Genomic DNA, 17,194 nt, shown 5'->3' with positions numbered 1-17,194 from the left:
AACGAATACCTCGTTTACGCGATAATCGCGCTGATATTCTCCTTCGAACTGCTGGGGGTTGGCAAATGGTTCGGTATTACACTCAGCGGGGTTATATTTGCCCTCTCAAAGGCCTTCTTCTGGACGGCCCTCTTCCTCTACGTTGGTGGGTGGCTTGGAATGCCAGAGAACCTTCACAACCTCGCAGGCAGGGCTTTCGCCTACTCGGTTGTGCTGGCAATAGCCGGTCTACTCTTGGGAAGGGCCGAGAGTAACAGGTTTGAGTGGAAGGTCGAGAAGAAGGCCTATGAGTTCATAGGTGCCGATTTCGGCGATGTAATCCTGAGGGGAAGCGGGAAGGCCTATCCAGTAAAGTTCGGCGGAAAAATGGTCGGCTGGGTTATAGACGGAAGCGTTGAGGTTGAGGCCAACACACCTCTCGGGAAGATAAAGAAAGTCCTCTCAAGTCCAGTTGCAGTATGGGGCAAGCTGGAAGTTGGGAAGAAAGTTAAAGCCGACGAGGCCTTTGTTGAGATGGCATCGAGACTAATCGACCCGGACAGGCTTTACAGGAAGGTCAAGAAAGGTTCAATGGCAGTTGACCTCGGAATAATCAAGGTTTACGAGGGCGAGGACTTTGAGTACGTCAAGTTGCCCTTCATCGAGGTCATTGAAACACCTACCGGCCAGGAGGTCAAAGTCGGGCCGATACACGTCCACGATGGCAAGGTTAAGAAACCGGAGGAGATGCTTACTATCAAGGAGCTCCGCAACGGCTTCCAGCTCACAAAAGTCGGGGACAGGCTGAAAATCCAAACCGATGAGTTCTCGATTGAAGTAGAAGGCAACAGGGTCACCTACAGGAGCGGAGACGAGACGTTGAGTCTGGGCGATTCCGTATCTCTCCGCTCGGGCGACGTTTCCGTCACCGTTGGGAAAGGCAGGGCAAAGATACGCATCGAGGACGTTGTAATCTCTGCGAGGGACGGCACAGTCAGAATAAGGACGGGAGGGAAGACCTACACCATAGAGGACGAGCGAGCCTACAGGCTCGTCGTGAGGAAGGCGAAGGAGATAGTCGAGGAGCAGAGCGCCGGCCTCATTGAAGGTTTGGGCATCGACAGGACGCTCCTGAACAAGCGCGTGAAGGAACTCATTGACGAGCTGATGGACTATCTGGGGTGAAGACAATGGAATTTGAGAACGTCAGGGAAGTCGAGGTAACGGCAGTTAACGGCAGGGTTAGGATTGAGGGCTGGGAAAACGACCACGTCGAGGTGAACTATACCCTTCACGGCGACGTTGAAGTTGAGGTAGAACAGGTCGGAAAGAAGCTCGTGGTTAAGGAGAGGTTAATCGGTAAAAAGTTGCTCGGTTTCATTCCAAAGCCTTCCGAAGGCTGGGCCGAGATTGAACTGAGACTCCCAAAGGGGACGGCCGTTAACTTCAGGAACGTCAACGGCGAGCTTGAGGCGAGGGAAGTGGCCCTCAGGAAAGCATCAACCGTAAACGGAAGGATTAACTTGGAAAACTGTGAAGCTCAGGAGCTCTCGACGGTAAACGGAAGGATTAGGGCCCATCTAAGCGTTGCTGGGCCACTCAAAGCTTCAACTGTCAACGGAGAACTTGAGATAACCATCGAGGAACTCGAAGGCGACGTGGAAGCGAGCTGTGTTAACGGCAATATCGTTCTCCGCCTCACGGACTTCTGCGATGCGAGGATTAGGGCGAAAAGCGTGAACGGTGACGTTCGGTTCATCGGCATAGACCCAGATGATCCGGTCGTAGGCGAGGGGACCTTTGAGGTGGGAGTTAGCACGGTGAACGATGACGTCATGATAGAGCTTATTTGATTAAACAATTACCGAATTGTCTAATAAATTCACTAATTCGGTGGAGGGTCTTGGATGGAAACTCGAAAAGGGCTCGGCAGGAACTTCTGGCTCTTCGCCTTTGGTCGCTTTATTTCACAGCTCGGCTGGGCGGTTCAGGATGTTGCTTTGCCACTCTACGTTCTCGACAAAACGCACAGCGGGGCAATGATGACGGCATTTATTCTAGCTGAGATGGTGCCAGCTTTGATTGTCATGCCCTTTGCAGGTGTGGTTGGAGACCGCTACAACAGAAAGCACCTGATGGTCGGCTTCGACCTGGCGCGCGGAGTTCTTCTCTTCGGAGTTCTGGCATTCAATTTGCTATCAATCAAGCAACTCCTCGTTGTTCAGGTTGTCATGGCCACGATGGGAGCATTTTTTGGAGCATCAACGAGCGCGATGTTTCCTGACCTCGTTGATCCGGACGAGCTTGAGAGGGCCAACTCCATAACGAGCTCCTTCAACATCTTTGCCCGCCTCGTCGGTCCGGCCCTTGGTGGCTTCATCTACGCGGTTGGGGGAATAGCCCTGGCACTCCTCATCAATGCCGTCAGCTTCTTCGGCTCGGGTCTCTTTGAAATCCTCATTAAATACGAATGGAAGGCGAAGAAAATTGAGGGCTTTTCTCAGGTAGTGTCGGACTTAAGGGAGGGTATATCTTTCATCCGGTCGAACCGCTACCTCTGGACGCTCATGGGTTTTGCAATATTCATGATAGCCTTTGCCCAGCCCTTTGGAGCTGTTTTAATGCCCTATGCCATGAGGGAAATCCTGAAGTTCTCAAGCTACCAGTTCGGCCTTCAGGAAAGCATGTTCATGGCGGGGGCCCTGATAGGGAATGTGCTCATAGCAACTAAATTCGGCAGGAAGGCTGGTAGATACCTCTTTCATGCACTCCTTTTCAATGGTTTGCTAATACTCGTCTTTACGTGGTTGATAAGCCCCTTCTCAGACTTTTCCAGAGATACGGCATTTTTTGCCCTTGCAATAGTAAACGTTCTCTGGGGTGCTCTCTCGGCCTTTATCGACGTCCCAATAACAGCCAGAATACAGCGCGCTGTCCCGAGCGAGGTTCGCGGAAGGGTCTTCTCAGCTATGGCTGTGCTTATGCATTCAGCCGGCCCCTTTGGGCTAATCGCTGTCGGTCCGCTCCTCGACAGGTTCCCAGCGTGGCTCGTCTCGCTCGGTCTCTGGACAGGAATGGGGACTGTGGTGCTCTACTACTGGGCAAGGTACAGGGACGTTTTAACGGGGGATTCGGAAGTTGCACCTAGGTGAGTGGGCCAGAGAAAGCGTAAAATTTTTAAGTTACATTTTGTTTCTAAACCTGGGGTGGGACCCATGGCGGCGGTGGACCTCGTGATGGGAAAGATACTCACGGACATGCTCGAAATAGACGGGGTCATAGGGACCATAGTGGTTGACAAGGACGGCCTCGTCATCGAATCGGCAATGAAAAAGAACCTCGATAGGGAAGCTATAGCCGGAGTTCTCCACGAGCTGGTCTCTGCAATAAAGCTGATGGGAGACCAGTTCGGGGCCGGCGAACTTAAGGAGGCCATACTCGAATACAAGAACGCAAGAACCTTCGTGAACCCAATCGGGGGGGACTACTACCTCATTGTTATTGGAGATGAAGGCCTTAACCTTGGAAGGATGAAGCTCGAGCTCAGAAAAGTTCTTCCAAAACTTAATGAAATGCTCTACTGATTTCTTTTCCTTTTGGAGGTGAGAAAATGCCAGTAAAGATATTATCTTTTCTCTGGGGCAGGGAAAAGCCAGAGATATACGAGATGGTCATCACGCAGGATGGTCTGAGCCTCGAGGGAAACGAGAATCTTGGAGCCCACATAGAGGACATCCTCCACTACGTCGAGAAAAAGGCCCCAGAACTCGGAGTCGAGAAGGATGAACTTGAAATATTCATCAAAAACGGCAAAAAGGTCATAGCGATACGCAGGATGGGAGGACTCGGCGTTGCCGTCGTTAGTTCCTCTATAGAAGGCGCCATTGAAGCTCTAAAGGACATCGAAGGCAGAGTTGAGGAGCTCCTCAGGGACAAATATGAGGAAAGAATGAAAGAGTTCAGGAAGTCGGCTTGACTTCCCTGAGCTTTCCTTCGCGCTTCTCTATAACCCTGGCCATAAGGAATAGCAAATCGCTGAGCCTGTTCAGGTAAACGAGGGCGTTCTTTCCAAAGCCGTACTCGAGGACGATTTTGGCAACCTTTCTCTCGGCCCTTCTGGCAATCGTTCTGCAGATGTCAAGCTTTGCACTGCCTATCGTTGAACCCGGCAAGACAAAAACTCTCATCTGGAACTCTTCCTCGTATTTTGAAATTAGCTCTTCCAGCCACCTAATTTCTTTATCGCCTATTTTGGAGTATTTGCCCTTGCTGGCGAGCTCGCCCATCAACTCGTAGAGCTGAACCTGTATCCTTTCTATTATCCCCTTCATCTCTTCAGGAACGTAGTGCATTGCCTCTCCGAGGAAACTATCGAGTTCGTCTATGGTTCCGTTGGCCTCCATTATTGGGGAATACTTTGCGACTCTGTCGCCAGTAAATAAACCCGTCAATCCCTTATCGCCGGTTTTCGTTGTCACGGACATGTTTTTCACCGCAGGGTTTAACATATTCCTGTTTATTAGGCTTCCGGAAAGCTTTTTAGGTAGTTTATGAAGAATACGCGGGTGATGTCATGAGGCGCCTGGCAGTTGCTGTTGTGTTACTACTATTAATGGTTTTTGCCCCAGTGGGTGGAATAAAACTTGCACTTGCAACAACCACCGAATCTACGGGCCAATATGTTGTGAAAACAGTCAACGTGACAGCAAGTGCGGACGCCTACAGCTACATCTACAAGGGACAGTATTACAAGTGGTATAGCTATCATGAATATTCCGGGAAATATGAGCTCGCTATTGGAAACAGCTCTTACTATCAGAGAGAACGCACGTATCTTCGCTTCAATCTCTCTGAAATACCCAGGGCCGCAGAAATAGCAAGCGCTGAGGTGTGTGTTTATGTTGCCTACATAAAATACTTCTCAACTCCCATGAACGTGGGCATCTATAACATCACCAATGACTGGAAGGAAATCTACACGAATCCCGCTCCCAAACCGGGGGTTCTTTTTGATAACAAAACCCTCTCCAAAGGTTGGGTATGCTTCAACGTCACAAGCTACATTAGGGCAAAATTCCCTGAGCAGAGTGTTTTCAGCTTCGTTCTCAAGCTTGTAAATGAGAGCATATACAACTACGCTTGGATATACTCAAGAGAAAACGCCCTTGACAAACCGGTTTTAAAGATATCCTATTACGTCCCCGTTGCAGTTAGCTCCCTTGTGGTAAATGAGCCCGTTTACTCCGGAATCCCGGACAACATCTACGTCAGCATTTCAAACGGGGGAGATACTGAGACCAACGTTACCTTCTACCTTAAGATAAACGGCGTTCCCCTCTACATTGAGAACATAACACTTCAGCCAAAGAGCACTAAGACGATTGTCAAGACATGGATACCAATGACGGAGGGCCAGTACAACATCACAGCTGAAATAGTTGGAAACGGTGTTAGCGATCTCATAACCAAGAGCGTTCAGGTTTATGTCAACCCGTACAGGCTGTTCTATGGCCTCACGTACTTCTACGAAAACGGCTACAAGAAGATTGCACCCCAGCTTGACGAGCTCTACGCCAATTTCACAGCCACAGTTCAGGAACTCGAGAAGTGCGGTGTAAATCTCGGCGACCTAGCTGATGACGTCAGGTGGATTGAGACCAACTACAACCTAACAAAGGCAGAATATGCCAAGTTCCTTGAGATGAAGAACAGGACTGCACTGTTTCTTTCAGGAAACAGGCTCTATACGTATTCCGTTATGGTCCACATAAGAAAGGCCCGCTTCTTGGCCCAGGATGTAGTCGAGAGGATTGAAAAAGTTCTTCCAGTCCTTCAGGAGACGCTCGTCAAGGTCGAGCCCCTCTGTCACCCGCAGATGAACGAGACGAACCAGACCCAAACGAACCAAACGACTGGAAACGTAACCGCGCCTTCTAATGGAACCATAGCAAACCAGACGGCGAACTACACCATACACATAACCAAAGTCCTCATCGACCTCTCCCACGGCCAGTACTACTTCACCAGATACGGCTTTACCGGGCTACAGAAGGACATTGAGGAACTCGGCTGGGAAGTTAACGTCACCTACGCCCCGCTCACATACGACGAACTGAAGGAATACGACGTTGTTATACTCACTAACCCCAAGACTAAGCTGAGCGATGAGGAAATAAGCGCTCTCAGAAAGTACGTTGAGAACGGAGGAGCTCTTTTCGTTGCAGGCGACTGGTACAAGTACCTGAGCGAGGACCTCAACGTGCTCCTCGAAGGAACGGGAGTGCAGTTTGAGAAGACCGAGCTCATGGACGACAACAGGAACAGCGGAAAGCCCTACTATCCCTTCGTTGGAATCTACAACAGGAACTGCTCAATAACCAAGTTCATTCCCGAGAACTGGACGATGTACTACAACGGCGACACCCTCAAGGTTACCGGAAATGCAGTCTGGATAATCAAGGGCTACGAAAGCGCCTACGCGGTTGATGCCAATGGAAACATTGTTTACGAGAAGGGAAGCGAACCCGTTGTTGCCGCGGCGGTAACCTTCGGAAAGGGCAGAATAGTTGTCTACGGCTCGAGCAAGGCCTTGAGCGATGCCTATTATGGAAAGTACATCAAGAGCAACTGGCCCTTCATCAAGGGCGCCCTCCTCTGGCTCGTCGGGGAGAACTGATTCTTCCCCTTTTTTAAATTTCTCTCGGCGGAACGAGGATTCCAAGTTCTGTAATTATGCCCCTGACGTATTTCCATGGAGTAATGTCAAACAGAAAGTTCCTAACGCGATAACCCTGCCTCGCATAGGGCCTCTCGAGTATCTCTACCTCGTCACTTTTGAGTTCTGGATGGAGCTTGAAGCTCTCAGCCGCGACATAAAAGGGAACGTTGTTGTCATGAGATGCAAGGGCTAGGAGATAAGTCCCGGCTTTGTTGATTACGGCCCCGTCCTTTGTTACGTTGTCCGCTCCAACCATTGCAATCGTAGCCTTTTTTGCGAAAAGTCCGAGCTGAGCATCGGTTATGAGCTCGAATGGAATTCCCTCTTTTTCAAGGGCGCTTGCCAGTGCAATTCCCTCGTGGTCGGGAGCACTCTCTGTGAGTATAACCCGGAAGGTTACCCCCTTGTTTTTTGCGCTTTTTAGTATCTCAAAAACAGCCGAGGAGAAGGAGTGTGTTATGACAACGTCTCCGTCATCAATCAGCTCGCTACCTATGTTGCCGATTGTTTTCTTTGCCTCGTCAATTAGATGGATAAATTCTTCGGCTCTCGATTTAACTAGAATTGGATTCTCTGTTACTGGAATGAAGCGCGAGAGGTTGTAGAGAGATGCCATCGTCGGATTAATGGCTGGAAGTTCCCTTCTTAATTCAAGAAGTGCCCTCCTCAGTTCATCTCCCTCCAAGAGGTCGGCAAGAACGAGATATGCCTCCGCACCACGCCTTGCCATCCAGCTGGCACCGCGTATCCTCTCGGAGCGGAGCTCCTCCAGAATGGATTTTACCTCGGGGGGTAGCATTTTAATCCCTCAGGGGACGGTTCTGTCCGGATGGACGACCATTCCGGTCTCGGTTATCTCGTAGGGCCTGATAACGTTGTCAAACCCACTCCCTCTGAACTTCGTTACCTTGATTGCCCTCATCAGCTTTCCATCACGCTCAAGGAGTTTCATCTCGATAACTCCACTCACAAGGTATTCCTCTATGTCAGTTCTTTCAAGCTCGGAAGTCAAGAGAACAGTAACCCTTAGTCTCATCATGCTTTTCACAAAAGTCAGAAAAGCTCTGCGGTAGTCCATCTCCTCCTTGCTGGCAAGTTTTAGCATGGTAATTGGGTCGACGATTACTCTTGAATATCTCTTTACTCGGAACTGTTCTTTTATTGATTCGGTAAGTTTGTTGAGGTTCTTGGCAAATGTTTCAAAGAAGTCTTCAACCAGGACGTAGTGTTCCGTTGTTGGTGTCGCATCTATGAGAGTGAATTCGTCGTGATAGACGTCAAACCCCATCCTCCCGAAGTCCTCTCTTATATTTTCTGCCGGCTCCTCGAGAGTTATGTACAACACGCTCTCTCCGTTGGCTACTCCGGCCATTGCAAAGTGCATCGCAAGGGTTGTCTTTCCTGTTCCAGGAGAGCCTTTGACAAGGTAGACCCTCCCAGGAATGAAACCCCCATGAAGCATTACATCTAGCCCAGGCACCCCGGTTGAAATCCTCCCTGCAACCATTGTTTCTCAGCCATTATTCTTAGGGCTTTTACCAATATAAAGTTTTATCCTCTGATGTTCATTTCGAATACCTTTCGAAACAATGATGAAGAATAAGATGGTTTGAAAAATAAAAAGTTGGCTAAAATTTGGAATTAAAAAAGTGTTCTTACAACAAAAGCCAGCAAATCGGTCAGCTCTTTTGCCCTCGTCTCTGGAGATGCACCCATGTGACCGCTCTTGGTCTCAACGCGGAGATAAACCGGCGCCCCGAGTTCCTTCAGCTTCATGAAGAACTTCAGCGCGTGGGCTGGGTGAACTCTGTCGTCGTGTAAACCGGTGTAGATGAGCGTCGGCGGATATCTGGCGGGCCTGACGTTGTGGTATGGTGAGTACCTCAGCAGGAACTCCCTGTCCTTCGGGTCGTCGGGGTTGCCGTATTCCGGAATCCAGACGCTCCCGATGTAGAGCTTGTGGAAGCGGAGCATGTCTATAACCGGATAGCCAATTAAAGCCGAATCCATGACGTCCGGCCTCTGCGTGAGCGTCGCCGAAACGAGAAGTCCGCCGTTGCTCCTTCCCCACGCGGCCACCTTGTAACCATCACTCTTCAGTTTTTCAAGAACCGCTATGAAGTCGTCGAAGACGTTTTGCTTGTTCTCCCGCATTCCCGCGCGGTGCCACTCCTCGCCGTACTCACTGCCACCGCGCAGGTTGGCCATTGCAAAGGTTCCACCGCGCTTGATGAAGGGGATAACCTGCGGGAAAAACCTCGGTGTCAGCGAAACGTTGAAGCCACCGTATCCGAAGACCCAGACCCTCTTATTGTCTTTGCTCCCCTTCACGTGGAAGTAGTGGATTTTCGTCCCGTCCTTCGAGACGGCGAAGTCCTCCTCAACTTTGAAGTCGCCCGCGACTTCCTGCTTTTCAACGAGCTTGAGCTCTCCATCGAACTCGTAGAGCCTGTAGGGAACGGTGAAGCTCTCATACCTGAGGAGGGCCCTCTTCCCATCGCTGTCGAGAGGGTAGACGCTTCCGGGCAGGTCGAAGGTTATCTCGTCGAGCTTCTCTCCACCGAGCGAGTAAAGCTCAAGCCTGTGGCTGGCGTGGACTAGTCTGCCGGCGAGGATTTTGTCCCCGACTATTACCGCCCACTCCAGGGGGAAATCCCCTTCGGGAATCACCTCAATCGTTTTTTCACCATCGATGGAAATCACTTTCCCAAGGCCCCTGCCTTCCCTCGTCAGAACGTAGAGTCTGCCGTTGACGACATCTATCGGCTCCGCGGGGACTTCGGCGGAATAGACCCTCTCCCATTTTTCCGGCTCGTCAATCGGGCCCGTGTAAATCTCGGCACTGTTCCAGCCGAGTGTAACGGTCAGCATCGCCGTCCTTCCGTCGGTGCTCTCCCTCAGGTAGAGAAAGTGGCCGGAGCCGAGGCCCTCCCCAAAGACCATTCTCTCCCCGCTCCCATCTTTGAAGAAGAGCCTCACCGCGGGAGCTCTGGTCCCGTCGGGAGTCTCGCCGTGCCTGTAGAAGCGCGAGAAGTAGTAGCCGTTGTCAGTAAAGACGACGTTCCTTATCGAGGGCCTGAATTCCTCGAGGATTTCGCCGGTTTTAAGGTCCACTATCCTCGTTATCCCTTCGTCGGCACCGCCCATGGAAAAGCTGTAGGCCAGAAACCTGCCGGCCTTATCGACAGAAAACGTCTGAAGGAGGATTTCATCGTTGAACTCCTTCTCCAGTTCCTTCGAGTCGACAACAACCCTACCGTCGAGCCACCTGATGACCTGTCTGTCCCTTTCCCTGTACATCGCGATTGTGCCCCTCTCCGTGAGCCTCGTGTTGTAGATGACGGGCATCGAGTAGTATTCCCACACCTCGGGAAAGAGCTCGTCGCTAAGCTCTCCGACGAATTCCCTAAAGCGCTTGTTCTCCTCCTCAACGAGCTTCAAAACGCGCTCATCGCTGAGGTTCTCCATCCAGGCATAGGGGTCTTCCATTGAAACCACCGTTTTAACGCTAAACCTGTGACAATAAAAACATTAAGCCCTGTTTCTAGGACTAATGTTTTAACCTCCCTTCCCTATTTTCCCCGGTGGTTCCATGCTCGTGAGGGGCAAAGTTACGGGTAGTGAAATTCCCCGCTTCAAGCACCGCTGGTTCGGGATTCTGGAAGTTGAGGCCGAGGGCGAGAAGTACCGCCTTTACATGACGGGCAACGTCGCCCAGTGGTTTCTGAGTGGGGACGAGGTTGAGATTGAGATAATAAGCAGACCCAAGGAGAAGGAGGGCTTTAAGGTTCTCGACTTTGATGACTACCGGCTCTGGAAGTTCTATGAAGGGGATAAAATCCCAGTTTGGCCTCTTTTCGAGAAGGAAGTTGAGGCAAAGCGCTACTCTCCTCTCACCGGTGAGCTACTCTACACCTACAAGATAAGGGCCAGGGAAGCCAAATACGAGAGCGACTTCGAGGCAATAGCGGAGCTCGAGCAATACCACTACGCGAGCCAGAAGGAGAAAGTGGCCCTGTGGCGGTGTGAGAACGGGCACATCTTTGAAGCAAACACAAAGCAGAACTGTCCAATCTGCGGTGCGGAAAGCCATATTCTTGAGATAAAAGGCTCAACCCCAGCCTCACGCTTCCTGATTCTTGAACTCGTTGAGAGGGAGGAGTATGAGCCGAGGATTTTAAGTTACGTCCGCGTTGACCCCCCGATACCGCTAATGCACCGCCGTTTACCGAACGGTAAAGTTGAGAAGAACATACGTGAGAAGGTCTTTCCTGAGGAGTGGTTCCACCCGGCCTTCTGGCCGGAGAGGATAATGAGGGAACTCTACGAGGAGCTGAAGCGTAAATACGGAAAGAAAAGAATAGCCCGCTCCTATCTCTGGGAAAAGGCCAAGTGGAAGGCTTTGGCTGAGACCAACACCGCCGGCGCGAGAATAGCCAGAGTTGTAGTTCACCCCGACTACCGCTCCGACGGTCTGGGCCAGTTAAGCGTTAAGTCCGCCCTTGATTGGATAGCGGAGAGAAGGATTCCCGAGATGAGGAAGAGGAAGCACATAGTTGAAACCATAGCCCAGATGGCGCGCTACAACCCCTTCTTCGAGAAGGTCGGTTTCAAGTTCCTCTGGGAAACTGCCAGCGGAAGGCCCGTTCTGTTTTATCCCCTCACGGAAGAGGCCAGGGAGTACATAGAGCGCTTTCTGAAGGAGGACCCCTACGCGCCCGAAGATGGGAGGCTCTGGCGCCCGAGCTACGGAAGGGTTGAGCCGTTGAAGGGCCCAATAGTCTTCAAAAACGTCTCCAAGGTATTTGAGAGCGAGCTTGACATCAAAGGATTGCCTGAGGAGATACAGGAGCTTTTGAAGGCCTTTGGCGTCAGGCACCGCGTTATCCAGAGACCTGTCTTGAGGAACCTCAACTTTGAGATAAAGCCCGGCGAACTGATAGCGGTCGTTGGAGCGAGCGGTGCCGGGAAGACGACCCTGCTGAGGCTTATCCTTGGCTCGGCCAACGGCTGGTGGGAGGAGCGCTTTAGACCTACCAGTGGAGAGATAGATGTCCCCGAGAACGCCAAGGTTTCCGTAATGATTCCGGGTGAATTTGAGCCGAGCTTTGGCTCCGAGAGCATTCTGGAGCACGTTTACAGAAAGATTAAAGACCTTAACGCGGCAGTTGAGGTCCTCAACAGGGCTGGATTGAGCGATGCCGTTCTCTACAGGGCAAAGTACAGTGAGCTGAGCACGGGACAGAAGGAGAGGGCAAAGATAGCCTCGCTCCTGGCCGAGAAGCCCAACCTCCTCCTTATAGATGAGTTTTCAGCTCACCTCGACACGCTTACGGCCATGAGGGTTGCCAAGAAGGTCGCAGAAATAATCCGCGAGGCCGGGATAACGGCGTTAATAATCACCCACAGGCCTGAGGTTCTGAAGGCCCTTGACCCCGATAAGGTGCTCTTCGTTGGCTACGGAACCGCGAAGCTTGAGGCGCACAGAAAGTCGAAGAAGGCCGAGCCGAGCCAGTGAAGAAGGAAGCTCGGCAGGAAGCTCTTTCCTTTCAAATCCATTTTTGCGAAGATTATCCCGGCTATGAAGGCGTAGGGCACCTCAATCCCCGGTTTTCCAATGTGGACGATTGTATAGGGAATGTCCTGAAGGATTATCGCGAGCCATTCGTTCTTCCTGGAGAGGGGGAAGAGCAGAAAACCCCTGTAAAAGGCCTCGTGGGCGAGCATTATCAACCCCATCCCGAGCTCACCGAGGAGGAAGGTTGTAAGGCCGGAGTAGTGGAAAACTGGATAATAGCTCCTCATCGAGGGTATCCTTGCCCCGTAGATGCTGAGAGGAATCGAGAGAACAAAGAGGAGAAGAAAGAGCTTAAGCCCTTCTCTCCTCGGTAGAGTCAGGCCAACTTCCCCCCGGGAAAAGCCGAGCGCCCTGGAAATCACGAGAGGAAGAGCGAGGTAGAAGAACAGAACAACGGCAACGTGCCCCCAGAACGTAGATGGAATTAACCAGGGGGCGAAACTCAGGGGGAGAAGAACGAGATATAGGAGGAAGTTCTTTTCCATGTATCACACCATGAAGTTTATCTGGGCCGTGTTGACGTAGCGCCTTACATCTATTCCCCTGTTCGTGAAGGCAATTCCAATTTCGAGGGGTCTCTTTGGGTTTGCCCTCCTGATGACCCTTATTCCAATTTCGTCGCCTATCCTGTCCTTGTTGAGCCTGTTGATGTGGTCGTAAAGCAGGCGGAGAAAGTTCCTGTAGTCCTGCATCTCCTCAAGGAACTCCCTCTGCTCGGGGTTCAGCCTCGGATAGATGTAGCGGTGGAAGAACCAGTCGAAGGAGCTGTATGTTTCGGAGGCGTGGGCAAAGAGGAGCTTGTAAAAGTCAATGTTTTTGTTTCCGAAGGCCGAATCCATGTACTCGATGGCTTTCCCCAGGTAGCTCGATGCCTCGCTCAGCTTCATCCTTATGAGCCTGACCTCGAGGTCGTTACCCCTTAGGAGGAGCTGGATGTATCGCCCACCGCCGTAGTCCATGTAAATCGTGTTGTAGAACAGCACGAGCTTTGAAGGGCGGACGCTCATATACTGGGCCAGCCTCCTGATGATGTCACTCAGCCTGTTTAAACCGCGAGGGTCGCCTATGAGGAGGGCCTCCATTCCATAGAGGTTTTCCCTAATGACGACGTCGTTGTCGAGCCAGAACTCAACCTCCCTTCTCCAGCCCGGCATGTTGTAGCGGTTCAGGATTTTGAGGTCGAGTATCGAGACAGGAACTTCCTTCTGAACCCTGCCGAAGCGCTTCTTAAACACAACAACAGGATGATAGCCACTCGATGGGTTAAGGTAAGAAACTGGAATCTCCATAACGCGCCTCAGGGCGAGCAGTGCGTCTCTAATCTTGGGTATGTCGTCCTTTGTGAACCGGCTTCCGAGGTCCTGAAGAAGAACTTCAAAGCGACTCGCCATGCGCACCCCCTAAGGAATAAGATTGAAAGTGGGGGTTAAAAACTTCACTCAGACTTCTCCTCGGTAGCCTTGGCTTTCTTCTTGCCCGTGGTTTTCTTAGTGGTCGTTCTCCTGGTCTTCCTGCCCTTGGTGCTCTTGGTCTTCTTGGGCTTCTCCTCCTTCTCCTCGGTCTCTTCTGCCTTTTCAGTCTCTTTGCTCTCGCTCTTTTCTTCGGTTTCTTCGACCTCATCAACGGCTTCCTGAGCCTCTTCAGCTTTCTCTTCGGTTTCGGTAACCTCAGTACCTTCGGCCTTCTCCTCTTCCTCGGTTTCGGCCTCCTCTTCAGCTTCAGGTGGCTTGAGGAGCTCCTCAACGCTCGGCTTGAAGGTTATCTCCTCGTAACCCAGGAACTTCAGGTCGCTCTCGAGGAGAATCTCACCGAGGGCGAGGGTTCCCCTGTCAACCTCTTCCTTAACAGGGGTGAAGTCAACGACTACATCCTTCTCGCCGACCTCGATTATGACCTTGTTCGCGTCAACCCTTGGGAGGCGGAGCTCAATCATGGCCTTGACCTTCTCTATCGGGTCCTCAATCTTCTCGACAATCTCAACCTCGTAAACGAGGTGCTTGCCAGCGTAGGGGTGGTTGAAGTCCACCCTAACGCGACCTCCGCTAACGGTCAGAACCCTGCCCTTGAGCTTCCTTCCCCCTTCGGTCTCAATCTCGACAGGCATTCCCGGGAAGGGGATTATGCCCTGTCTCCTGAACTGACCGAGGGTGAACGTCTTTATGAGCTTCCTATCGCGCTTTCCAAAGCCCTTCTCCGGCGGAACCTCAATCTCGTACTTCTTGCCGACCTCGAGCCCTTCCAGAGCCTCGTCAAGACCCTTTATGACATGACCGGCCCCAACGGCTATCGGGACGGGCCCGTAAACGCCGTCCTCCCTGTATATTCCAGCCTTCTTCGCTATCTCCTCATCGGTGGTGTCAAAAATCTCGCCGGTCTCCTTTATCCTTCCGGTGTAGCGGAGCTTTATGACGTCTCCCTTCTCAACCTTGGTCATCTTCACTACCCCCTTTTCAGGCTCTAACCCGAGTTGTGGAGTTGGTTTTTAAGCTTTCCCGCAACGATAAGCTAATAAAAAACCCCTCCCAAAAGGGCCCGGTGGTGGGAATGGCGATTAGGATATACAACACCCTCACGAGGCAGAAGGAGGAGTTCAAACCGCTCCGCGAAGGCGAGGTTAGAATGTACGTTTGTGGCCCGACTGTCTACGATTACCCTCACCTCGGCCACGCGAGGACGTACATAGCCTTTGACGTCGTCAGGCGTTATTTTGAGCACAGGGGCTACACCGTTCTTATGGTCATGAATTTCACGGATATAGACGACAAAATCATAAAGAGGGCCAACGAAACCGGCGAGGACCCGAAAAAACTCGCCGAAAAGTTTCTCAGGATTTTCCTGGAAGACATGGGAGCATTGAAGGTAAAACCCGCCGATATCTATCCTCGCGTTACCGAGCACATGGATGACATAATAAACTTCATCAAGAAGCTCCAAGAGAAAGGCTACGCCTACGAAGGTTCTGACGGCGTTTACTTTGAGGTTAGGAAGTTCAAGGACTACGGAAAGCTCAGCAAGATAAAGCTCGAAGACCTCGTCAAGGGGGCGCGCGTGGAACCGGGCGAAGGAAAGAAGAACCCCGAGGACTTTGCCCTCTGGAAGAAGGCGAAACCGGGCGAGCCGAAGTGGGAAAGCCCCTGGGGCGAGGGAAGACCTGGCTGGCATATAGAGTGCTCCACCATGAGCAGTAAATACCTCGGCGAGAGCTTCGACATCCACGGTGGCGGTAACGACCTAATCTTCCCGCACCACGAGAACGAGATAGCTCAAAGCGAGGCCTGCTTCGGGCACGAGTGGGTCCGCTACTGGATGCACACGGGCTTCCTCATGGTGAATGGAGAGAAGATGAGCAAGAGCCTCGGCAACTTCGTAACGGTGAGGGAACTCCTCAAGCGCTACGACCCGGAGGTGATAAGGCTCTTCGTGCTCCAGAGGCACTACCGCTCGCCACTCGACTACAGCGAGGAGGGCATTGAACACGCCAAGAACAACCTTGAGAGGCTTTACAACACCCTTGAGAACATCCGCGTGGCGATGAAAAAAGCGGAGATTTCCTTCCGCTGGGAAAAGCCGGAGTTTGAGGCCTACGAGGCCATCAGAGATGCAAGGAAAAAGTTCTATGATGCAATGGACGACGACTTCAACACGGCCGAGGCTTTAAAGGCAGTCTTCGAGGCCAGCAACGCCATAAACCGCTACCTAACGGAGGTCGAGACTCCTAAGGAGAGCATTCTGAGAAAAGCGTGGGAGTTCTTTAAAACAGTCAGCGAGGTCTTCGGCATATTCGAGGACTACTTCAGGGAAGAGAAGGCCGGAAACGAGGAGGCACTGATAGAACTCCTCGTCGAGGTCCGCTCCCAGCTGAGAAAGGAGAGGCGCTTTGACCTCGCCGATAAGATAAGGGACGAACTGAGGAACCTTGGAATCCAGCTTGAGGACACACCTGAGGGAACGGTCTGGAAGAGGATTAAGGTTTGAGTTTTTATTTTACGTGTGCAATTTCTTGCAGTTTTTATTACACCAACTGTGAACCAATATTACAGAAACAAAAGAAAAAAATCAACCCTTACCAGCCGCCGCGTCCCCATCCACGACCCATGCCTCGTCCCCTGCCCATGCCCCTGCCGGGCCCCATTCCCGCTCCTCCCTGAATTCCGGGTTGCAGTTCTCCGCGCAGAAGGGCCTCTACTGCCTCCCTAACCGTCATAGTTGGTGGTGCGGAGAACATTCTTATTCCCGCAGTCTGGAGGACTCCGTATGAGTTTGGCCCGAACTGGCCCGCTATGACAGCATCGGCTCCCTGGTCTATGACAAACTGAGCCGCGGTAACGCCCGCCCCCCTCGGCTGGGAGTAGCCGGGGTTTGGAACGACCTGAACATTCACTATCTTGCCGTTTTCGTCAACGTCAACTATCGTGAAGGTTGGAGTCCGCCCAAAGGCCTGATTGACGCGGTCGTCAAGGCCACCACTCACTGTGGACACGATAATCCTCATTTTCCACCACCTCCGGCTGTATTAGATAGCCCGAACTTAAAAAAATTTTGCATAGGCTCAAAAAGGCCCGCAAAAACCGAAGCTCCTGTTTCTGAGGAGTGACCTGATGAGGAGGAGGACTACCAGACCGAGGGCATACGGCAGGGCAACGAGGAACAGCTTGAACAGGAAGTACAGTATTCCGAGCAGGATTAACAGGTCAAGAATCCCGTAAAAGCCCCCGAAGGGATAAGCCCTCCTGCCGTAATAACCCCCTCTCCCATAACCTCTACCCATTCCGCGTGGCATGTCAATGCCTCCAGAAATTAAAGGAAAAGGCCTCACCACCAGCCGTAGAACCAGCGGAGGGCCCTTCTGCTTGGCCTACCCGTCCATGGGCAGTAACCGAGCCTGGCTCCCCAGCCTTTTCCTCTGCCCCATCCTCTAC

Annotated in this window: 17 protein-coding genes and 1 pseudogene; 8 read left to right on the top strand and 10 right to left on the bottom strand. The window is 51.8% G+C overall.

Features of this window, described 5'->3' with window-relative positions; translation table 11 throughout:
- From MVG27_RS09110 to MVG27_RS09090, 5 genes are all read left to right on the top strand, one after another.
- Positions 1 to 1,164 (top strand): hypothetical protein (locus tag MVG27_RS09110; RefSeq protein ID WP_297556553.1); only part of this gene is annotated, 1,164 nt, incomplete at its 5' end.
- A gap of 5 nt (positions 1,165 to 1,169) precedes the next feature.
- The gene (locus MVG27_RS09105; RefSeq protein ID WP_297549358.1) at positions 1,170 to 1,832 is read left to right on the top strand and encodes a DUF4097 family beta strand repeat-containing protein; all 663 of its coding nucleotides are present in this window, start codon (positions 1,170 to 1,172) and stop codon (positions 1,830 to 1,832) included.
- A gap of 54 nt (positions 1,833 to 1,886) precedes the next feature.
- Positions 1,887 to 3,131 carry an MFS transporter gene (locus tag MVG27_RS09100; protein ID WP_297549360.1) on the top strand — a complete coding sequence of 415 codons (1,245 nt, stop codon included), beginning with the start codon at positions 1,887 to 1,889 and terminating at the stop codon, positions 3,129 to 3,131.
- Between the two features lie 63 nt (positions 3,132 to 3,194).
- Entirely contained in the window at positions 3,195 to 3,563 is a 369-nt protein-coding gene (locus tag MVG27_RS09095) for a roadblock/LC7 domain-containing protein (RefSeq protein ID WP_297549362.1), read from the top strand.
- Between the two features lie 26 nt (positions 3,564 to 3,589).
- Entirely contained in the window at positions 3,590 to 3,955 is a 366-nt protein-coding gene (locus tag MVG27_RS09090; RefSeq protein ID WP_297470650.1) for a hypothetical protein, read from the top strand.
- On the opposite strand, the gene MVG27_RS09085 is transcribed toward MVG27_RS09090, so the two are convergent.
- Entirely contained in the window at positions 3,939 to 4,463 is a 525-nt protein-coding gene (locus MVG27_RS09085; RefSeq protein WP_297549371.1) for a cob(I)yrinic acid a,c-diamide adenosyltransferase, read from the bottom strand. The two genes, MVG27_RS09090 and MVG27_RS09085, sit on opposite strands and share 17 nt — an antisense overlap.
- 89 nt (positions 4,464 to 4,552) lie before the next feature.
- Between MVG27_RS09085 and MVG27_RS09080 the strand changes: the two genes are divergently transcribed.
- The gene (locus MVG27_RS09080) at positions 4,553 to 6,655 is read left to right on the top strand and encodes a DUF4350 domain-containing protein (protein ID WP_297549364.1); all 2,103 of its coding nucleotides are present in this window, start codon (positions 4,553 to 4,555) and stop codon (positions 6,653 to 6,655) included.
- A 13-nt stretch (positions 6,656 to 6,668) separates the two neighbouring features.
- Here MVG27_RS09080 and MVG27_RS09075 read toward each other — a convergent pair whose 3' ends face one another.
- The 3 genes from MVG27_RS09075 to MVG27_RS09065 form a co-directional block, all read right to left on the bottom strand.
- Positions 6,669 to 7,496 carry a translation initiation factor IF-2B subunit alpha gene (locus tag MVG27_RS09075; protein ID WP_297549366.1) on the bottom strand — a complete coding sequence of 276 codons (828 nt, stop codon included), beginning with the start codon at positions 7,494 to 7,496 and terminating at the stop codon, positions 6,669 to 6,671.
- A 9-nt stretch (positions 7,497 to 7,505) separates the two neighbouring features.
- A complete protein-coding gene (locus tag MVG27_RS09070; RefSeq protein ID WP_366079051.1) occupies positions 7,506 to 8,177 on the bottom strand; it encodes an ATPase domain-containing protein in 672 nt (223 codons plus the stop codon).
- A 161-nt stretch (positions 8,178 to 8,338) separates the two neighbouring features.
- A complete protein-coding gene (locus MVG27_RS09065) occupies positions 8,339 to 10,186 on the bottom strand; it encodes a prolyl oligopeptidase family serine peptidase (RefSeq protein WP_297556555.1) in 1,848 nt (615 codons plus the stop codon).
- A 103-nt stretch (positions 10,187 to 10,289) separates the two neighbouring features.
- Between MVG27_RS09065 and MVG27_RS09060 the strand changes: the two genes are divergently transcribed.
- Positions 10,290 to 12,215: an ATP-binding cassette domain-containing protein gene (locus MVG27_RS09060; RefSeq protein WP_297549047.1), complete on the top strand. Its 1,926-nt coding sequence runs from the start codon at positions 10,290 to 10,292 to the stop codon at positions 12,213 to 12,215.
- Here the strand turns inward: MVG27_RS09060 and mrtA are convergent.
- Genes mrtA through MVG27_RS09045 form a run of 3 tightly spaced genes read right to left on the bottom strand, consistent with a single transcriptional unit; the run spans position 12,155 to position 14,709 of the window.
- On the bottom strand, positions 12,155 to 12,760 hold the full coding sequence (mrtA, locus tag MVG27_RS09055; RefSeq protein WP_297549045.1) for a CPBP family archaeomyxosortase MrtA: 606 nt from the start codon (positions 12,758 to 12,760) through the stop codon (positions 12,155 to 12,157). The two genes, MVG27_RS09060 and mrtA, sit on opposite strands and share 61 nt — an antisense overlap.
- Positions 12,761 to 12,763: 3 nt before the next feature.
- Positions 12,764 to 13,666 (bottom strand): hypothetical protein, encoded by a 903-nt coding sequence (locus tag MVG27_RS09050; protein ID WP_297556550.1) that lies wholly within the window; start codon positions 13,664 to 13,666, stop codon positions 12,764 to 12,766.
- A gap of 44 nt (positions 13,667 to 13,710) precedes the next feature.
- Positions 13,711 to 14,709 (bottom strand): peptidylprolyl isomerase, encoded by a 999-nt coding sequence (locus MVG27_RS09045; protein WP_297550973.1) that lies wholly within the window; start codon positions 14,707 to 14,709, stop codon positions 13,711 to 13,713.
- A gap of 110 nt (positions 14,710 to 14,819) precedes the next feature.
- Between MVG27_RS09045 and cysS the strand changes: the two genes are divergently transcribed.
- Positions 14,820 to 16,250 carry a cysteine--tRNA ligase gene (cysS, locus tag MVG27_RS09040; RefSeq protein ID WP_297550985.1) on the top strand — a complete coding sequence of 477 codons (1,431 nt, stop codon included), beginning with the start codon at positions 14,820 to 14,822 and terminating at the stop codon, positions 16,248 to 16,250.
- Between the two features lie 88 nt (positions 16,251 to 16,338).
- Here the strand turns inward: cysS and MVG27_RS09035 are convergent, their stop codons facing one another.
- From MVG27_RS09035 to MVG27_RS09025, 3 genes and pseudogenes are all read right to left on the bottom strand, one after another.
- Positions 16,339 to 16,767 carry a NifB/NifX family molybdenum-iron cluster-binding protein gene (locus tag MVG27_RS09035; RefSeq protein ID WP_297550975.1) on the bottom strand — a complete coding sequence of 143 codons (429 nt, stop codon included), beginning with the start codon at positions 16,765 to 16,767 and terminating at the stop codon, positions 16,339 to 16,341.
- A 57-nt stretch (positions 16,768 to 16,824) separates the two neighbouring features.
- Positions 16,825 to 17,055, bottom strand: a complete 231-nt coding sequence (locus MVG27_RS09030) for a hypothetical protein (protein ID WP_297466873.1) — start codon at positions 17,053 to 17,055, stop codon at positions 16,825 to 16,827.
- Positions 17,056 to 17,087: 32 nt separating this feature from the next.
- Positions 17,088 to 17,194 (bottom strand): annotated as a pseudogene (locus tag MVG27_RS09025) (dinitrogenase iron-molybdenum cofactor); the annotation flags it as partial.

This window comes from Thermococcus sp., assembly GCF_027011145.1.
Lineage (GTDB): Archaea > Methanobacteriota_B > Thermococci > Thermococcales > Thermococcaceae > Thermococcus.
The sequence above is the reverse complement of the archived record's forward strand: the minus strand, read 5'-3'. Positions and strand labels throughout refer to the sequence as shown.

What these genes read in the sequence shown, in the direction of transcription:
- MVG27_RS09095 (WP_297549362.1), top strand. Translation starts at nt 3,195, where the DNA reads ATGGCGGCGGTGGACCTCGTGATGGGAAAGATACTCACGGACATGCTC.
- MVG27_RS09090 (WP_297470650.1), top strand. Translation starts at nt 3,590, where the DNA reads ATGCCAGTAAAGATATTATCTTTTCTCTGGGGCAGGGAAAAGCCAGAG.
- MVG27_RS09065 (WP_297556555.1), bottom strand. Translation starts at nt 10,186, where the DNA reads ATGGAAGACCCCTATGCCTGGATGGAGAACCTCAGCGATGAGCGCGTT.
- MVG27_RS09030 (WP_297466873.1), bottom strand. Translation starts at nt 17,055, where the DNA reads ATGCCACGCGGAATGGGTAGAGGTTATGGGAGAGGGGGTTATTACGGC.
- MVG27_RS09060 (WP_297549047.1), top strand. Translation starts at nt 10,290, where the DNA reads ATGCTCGTGAGGGGCAAAGTTACGGGTAGTGAAATTCCCCGCTTCAAG.
- MVG27_RS09075 (WP_297549366.1), bottom strand. Translation starts at nt 7,496, where the DNA reads ATGCTACCCCCCGAGGTAAAATCCATTCTGGAGGAGCTCCGCTCCGAG.
- MVG27_RS09045 (WP_297550973.1), bottom strand. Translation starts at nt 14,709, where the DNA reads ATGACCAAGGTTGAGAAGGGAGACGTCATAAAGCTCCGCTACACCGGA.
- MVG27_RS09080 (WP_297549364.1), top strand. Translation starts at nt 4,553, where the DNA reads ATGAGGCGCCTGGCAGTTGCTGTTGTGTTACTACTATTAATGGTTTTT.
- MVG27_RS09035 (WP_297550975.1), bottom strand. Translation starts at nt 16,767, where the DNA reads ATGAGGATTATCGTGTCCACAGTGAGTGGTGGCCTTGACGACCGCGTC.
- MVG27_RS09105 (WP_297549358.1), top strand. Translation starts at nt 1,170, where the DNA reads ATGGAATTTGAGAACGTCAGGGAAGTCGAGGTAACGGCAGTTAACGGC.
- MVG27_RS09085 (WP_297549371.1), bottom strand. Translation starts at nt 4,463, where the DNA reads ATGTCCGTGACAACGAAAACCGGCGATAAGGGATTGACGGGTTTATTT.
- mrtA (WP_297549045.1), bottom strand. Translation starts at nt 12,760, where the DNA reads ATGGAAAAGAACTTCCTCCTATATCTCGTTCTTCTCCCCCTGAGTTTC.
- MVG27_RS09050 (WP_297556550.1), bottom strand. Translation starts at nt 13,666, where the DNA reads ATGGCGAGTCGCTTTGAAGTTCTTCTTCAGGACCTCGGAAGCCGGTTC.
- MVG27_RS09100 (WP_297549360.1), top strand. Translation starts at nt 1,887, where the DNA reads ATGGAAACTCGAAAAGGGCTCGGCAGGAACTTCTGGCTCTTCGCCTTT.
- cysS (WP_297550985.1), top strand. Translation starts at nt 14,820, where the DNA reads ATGGCGATTAGGATATACAACACCCTCACGAGGCAGAAGGAGGAGTTC.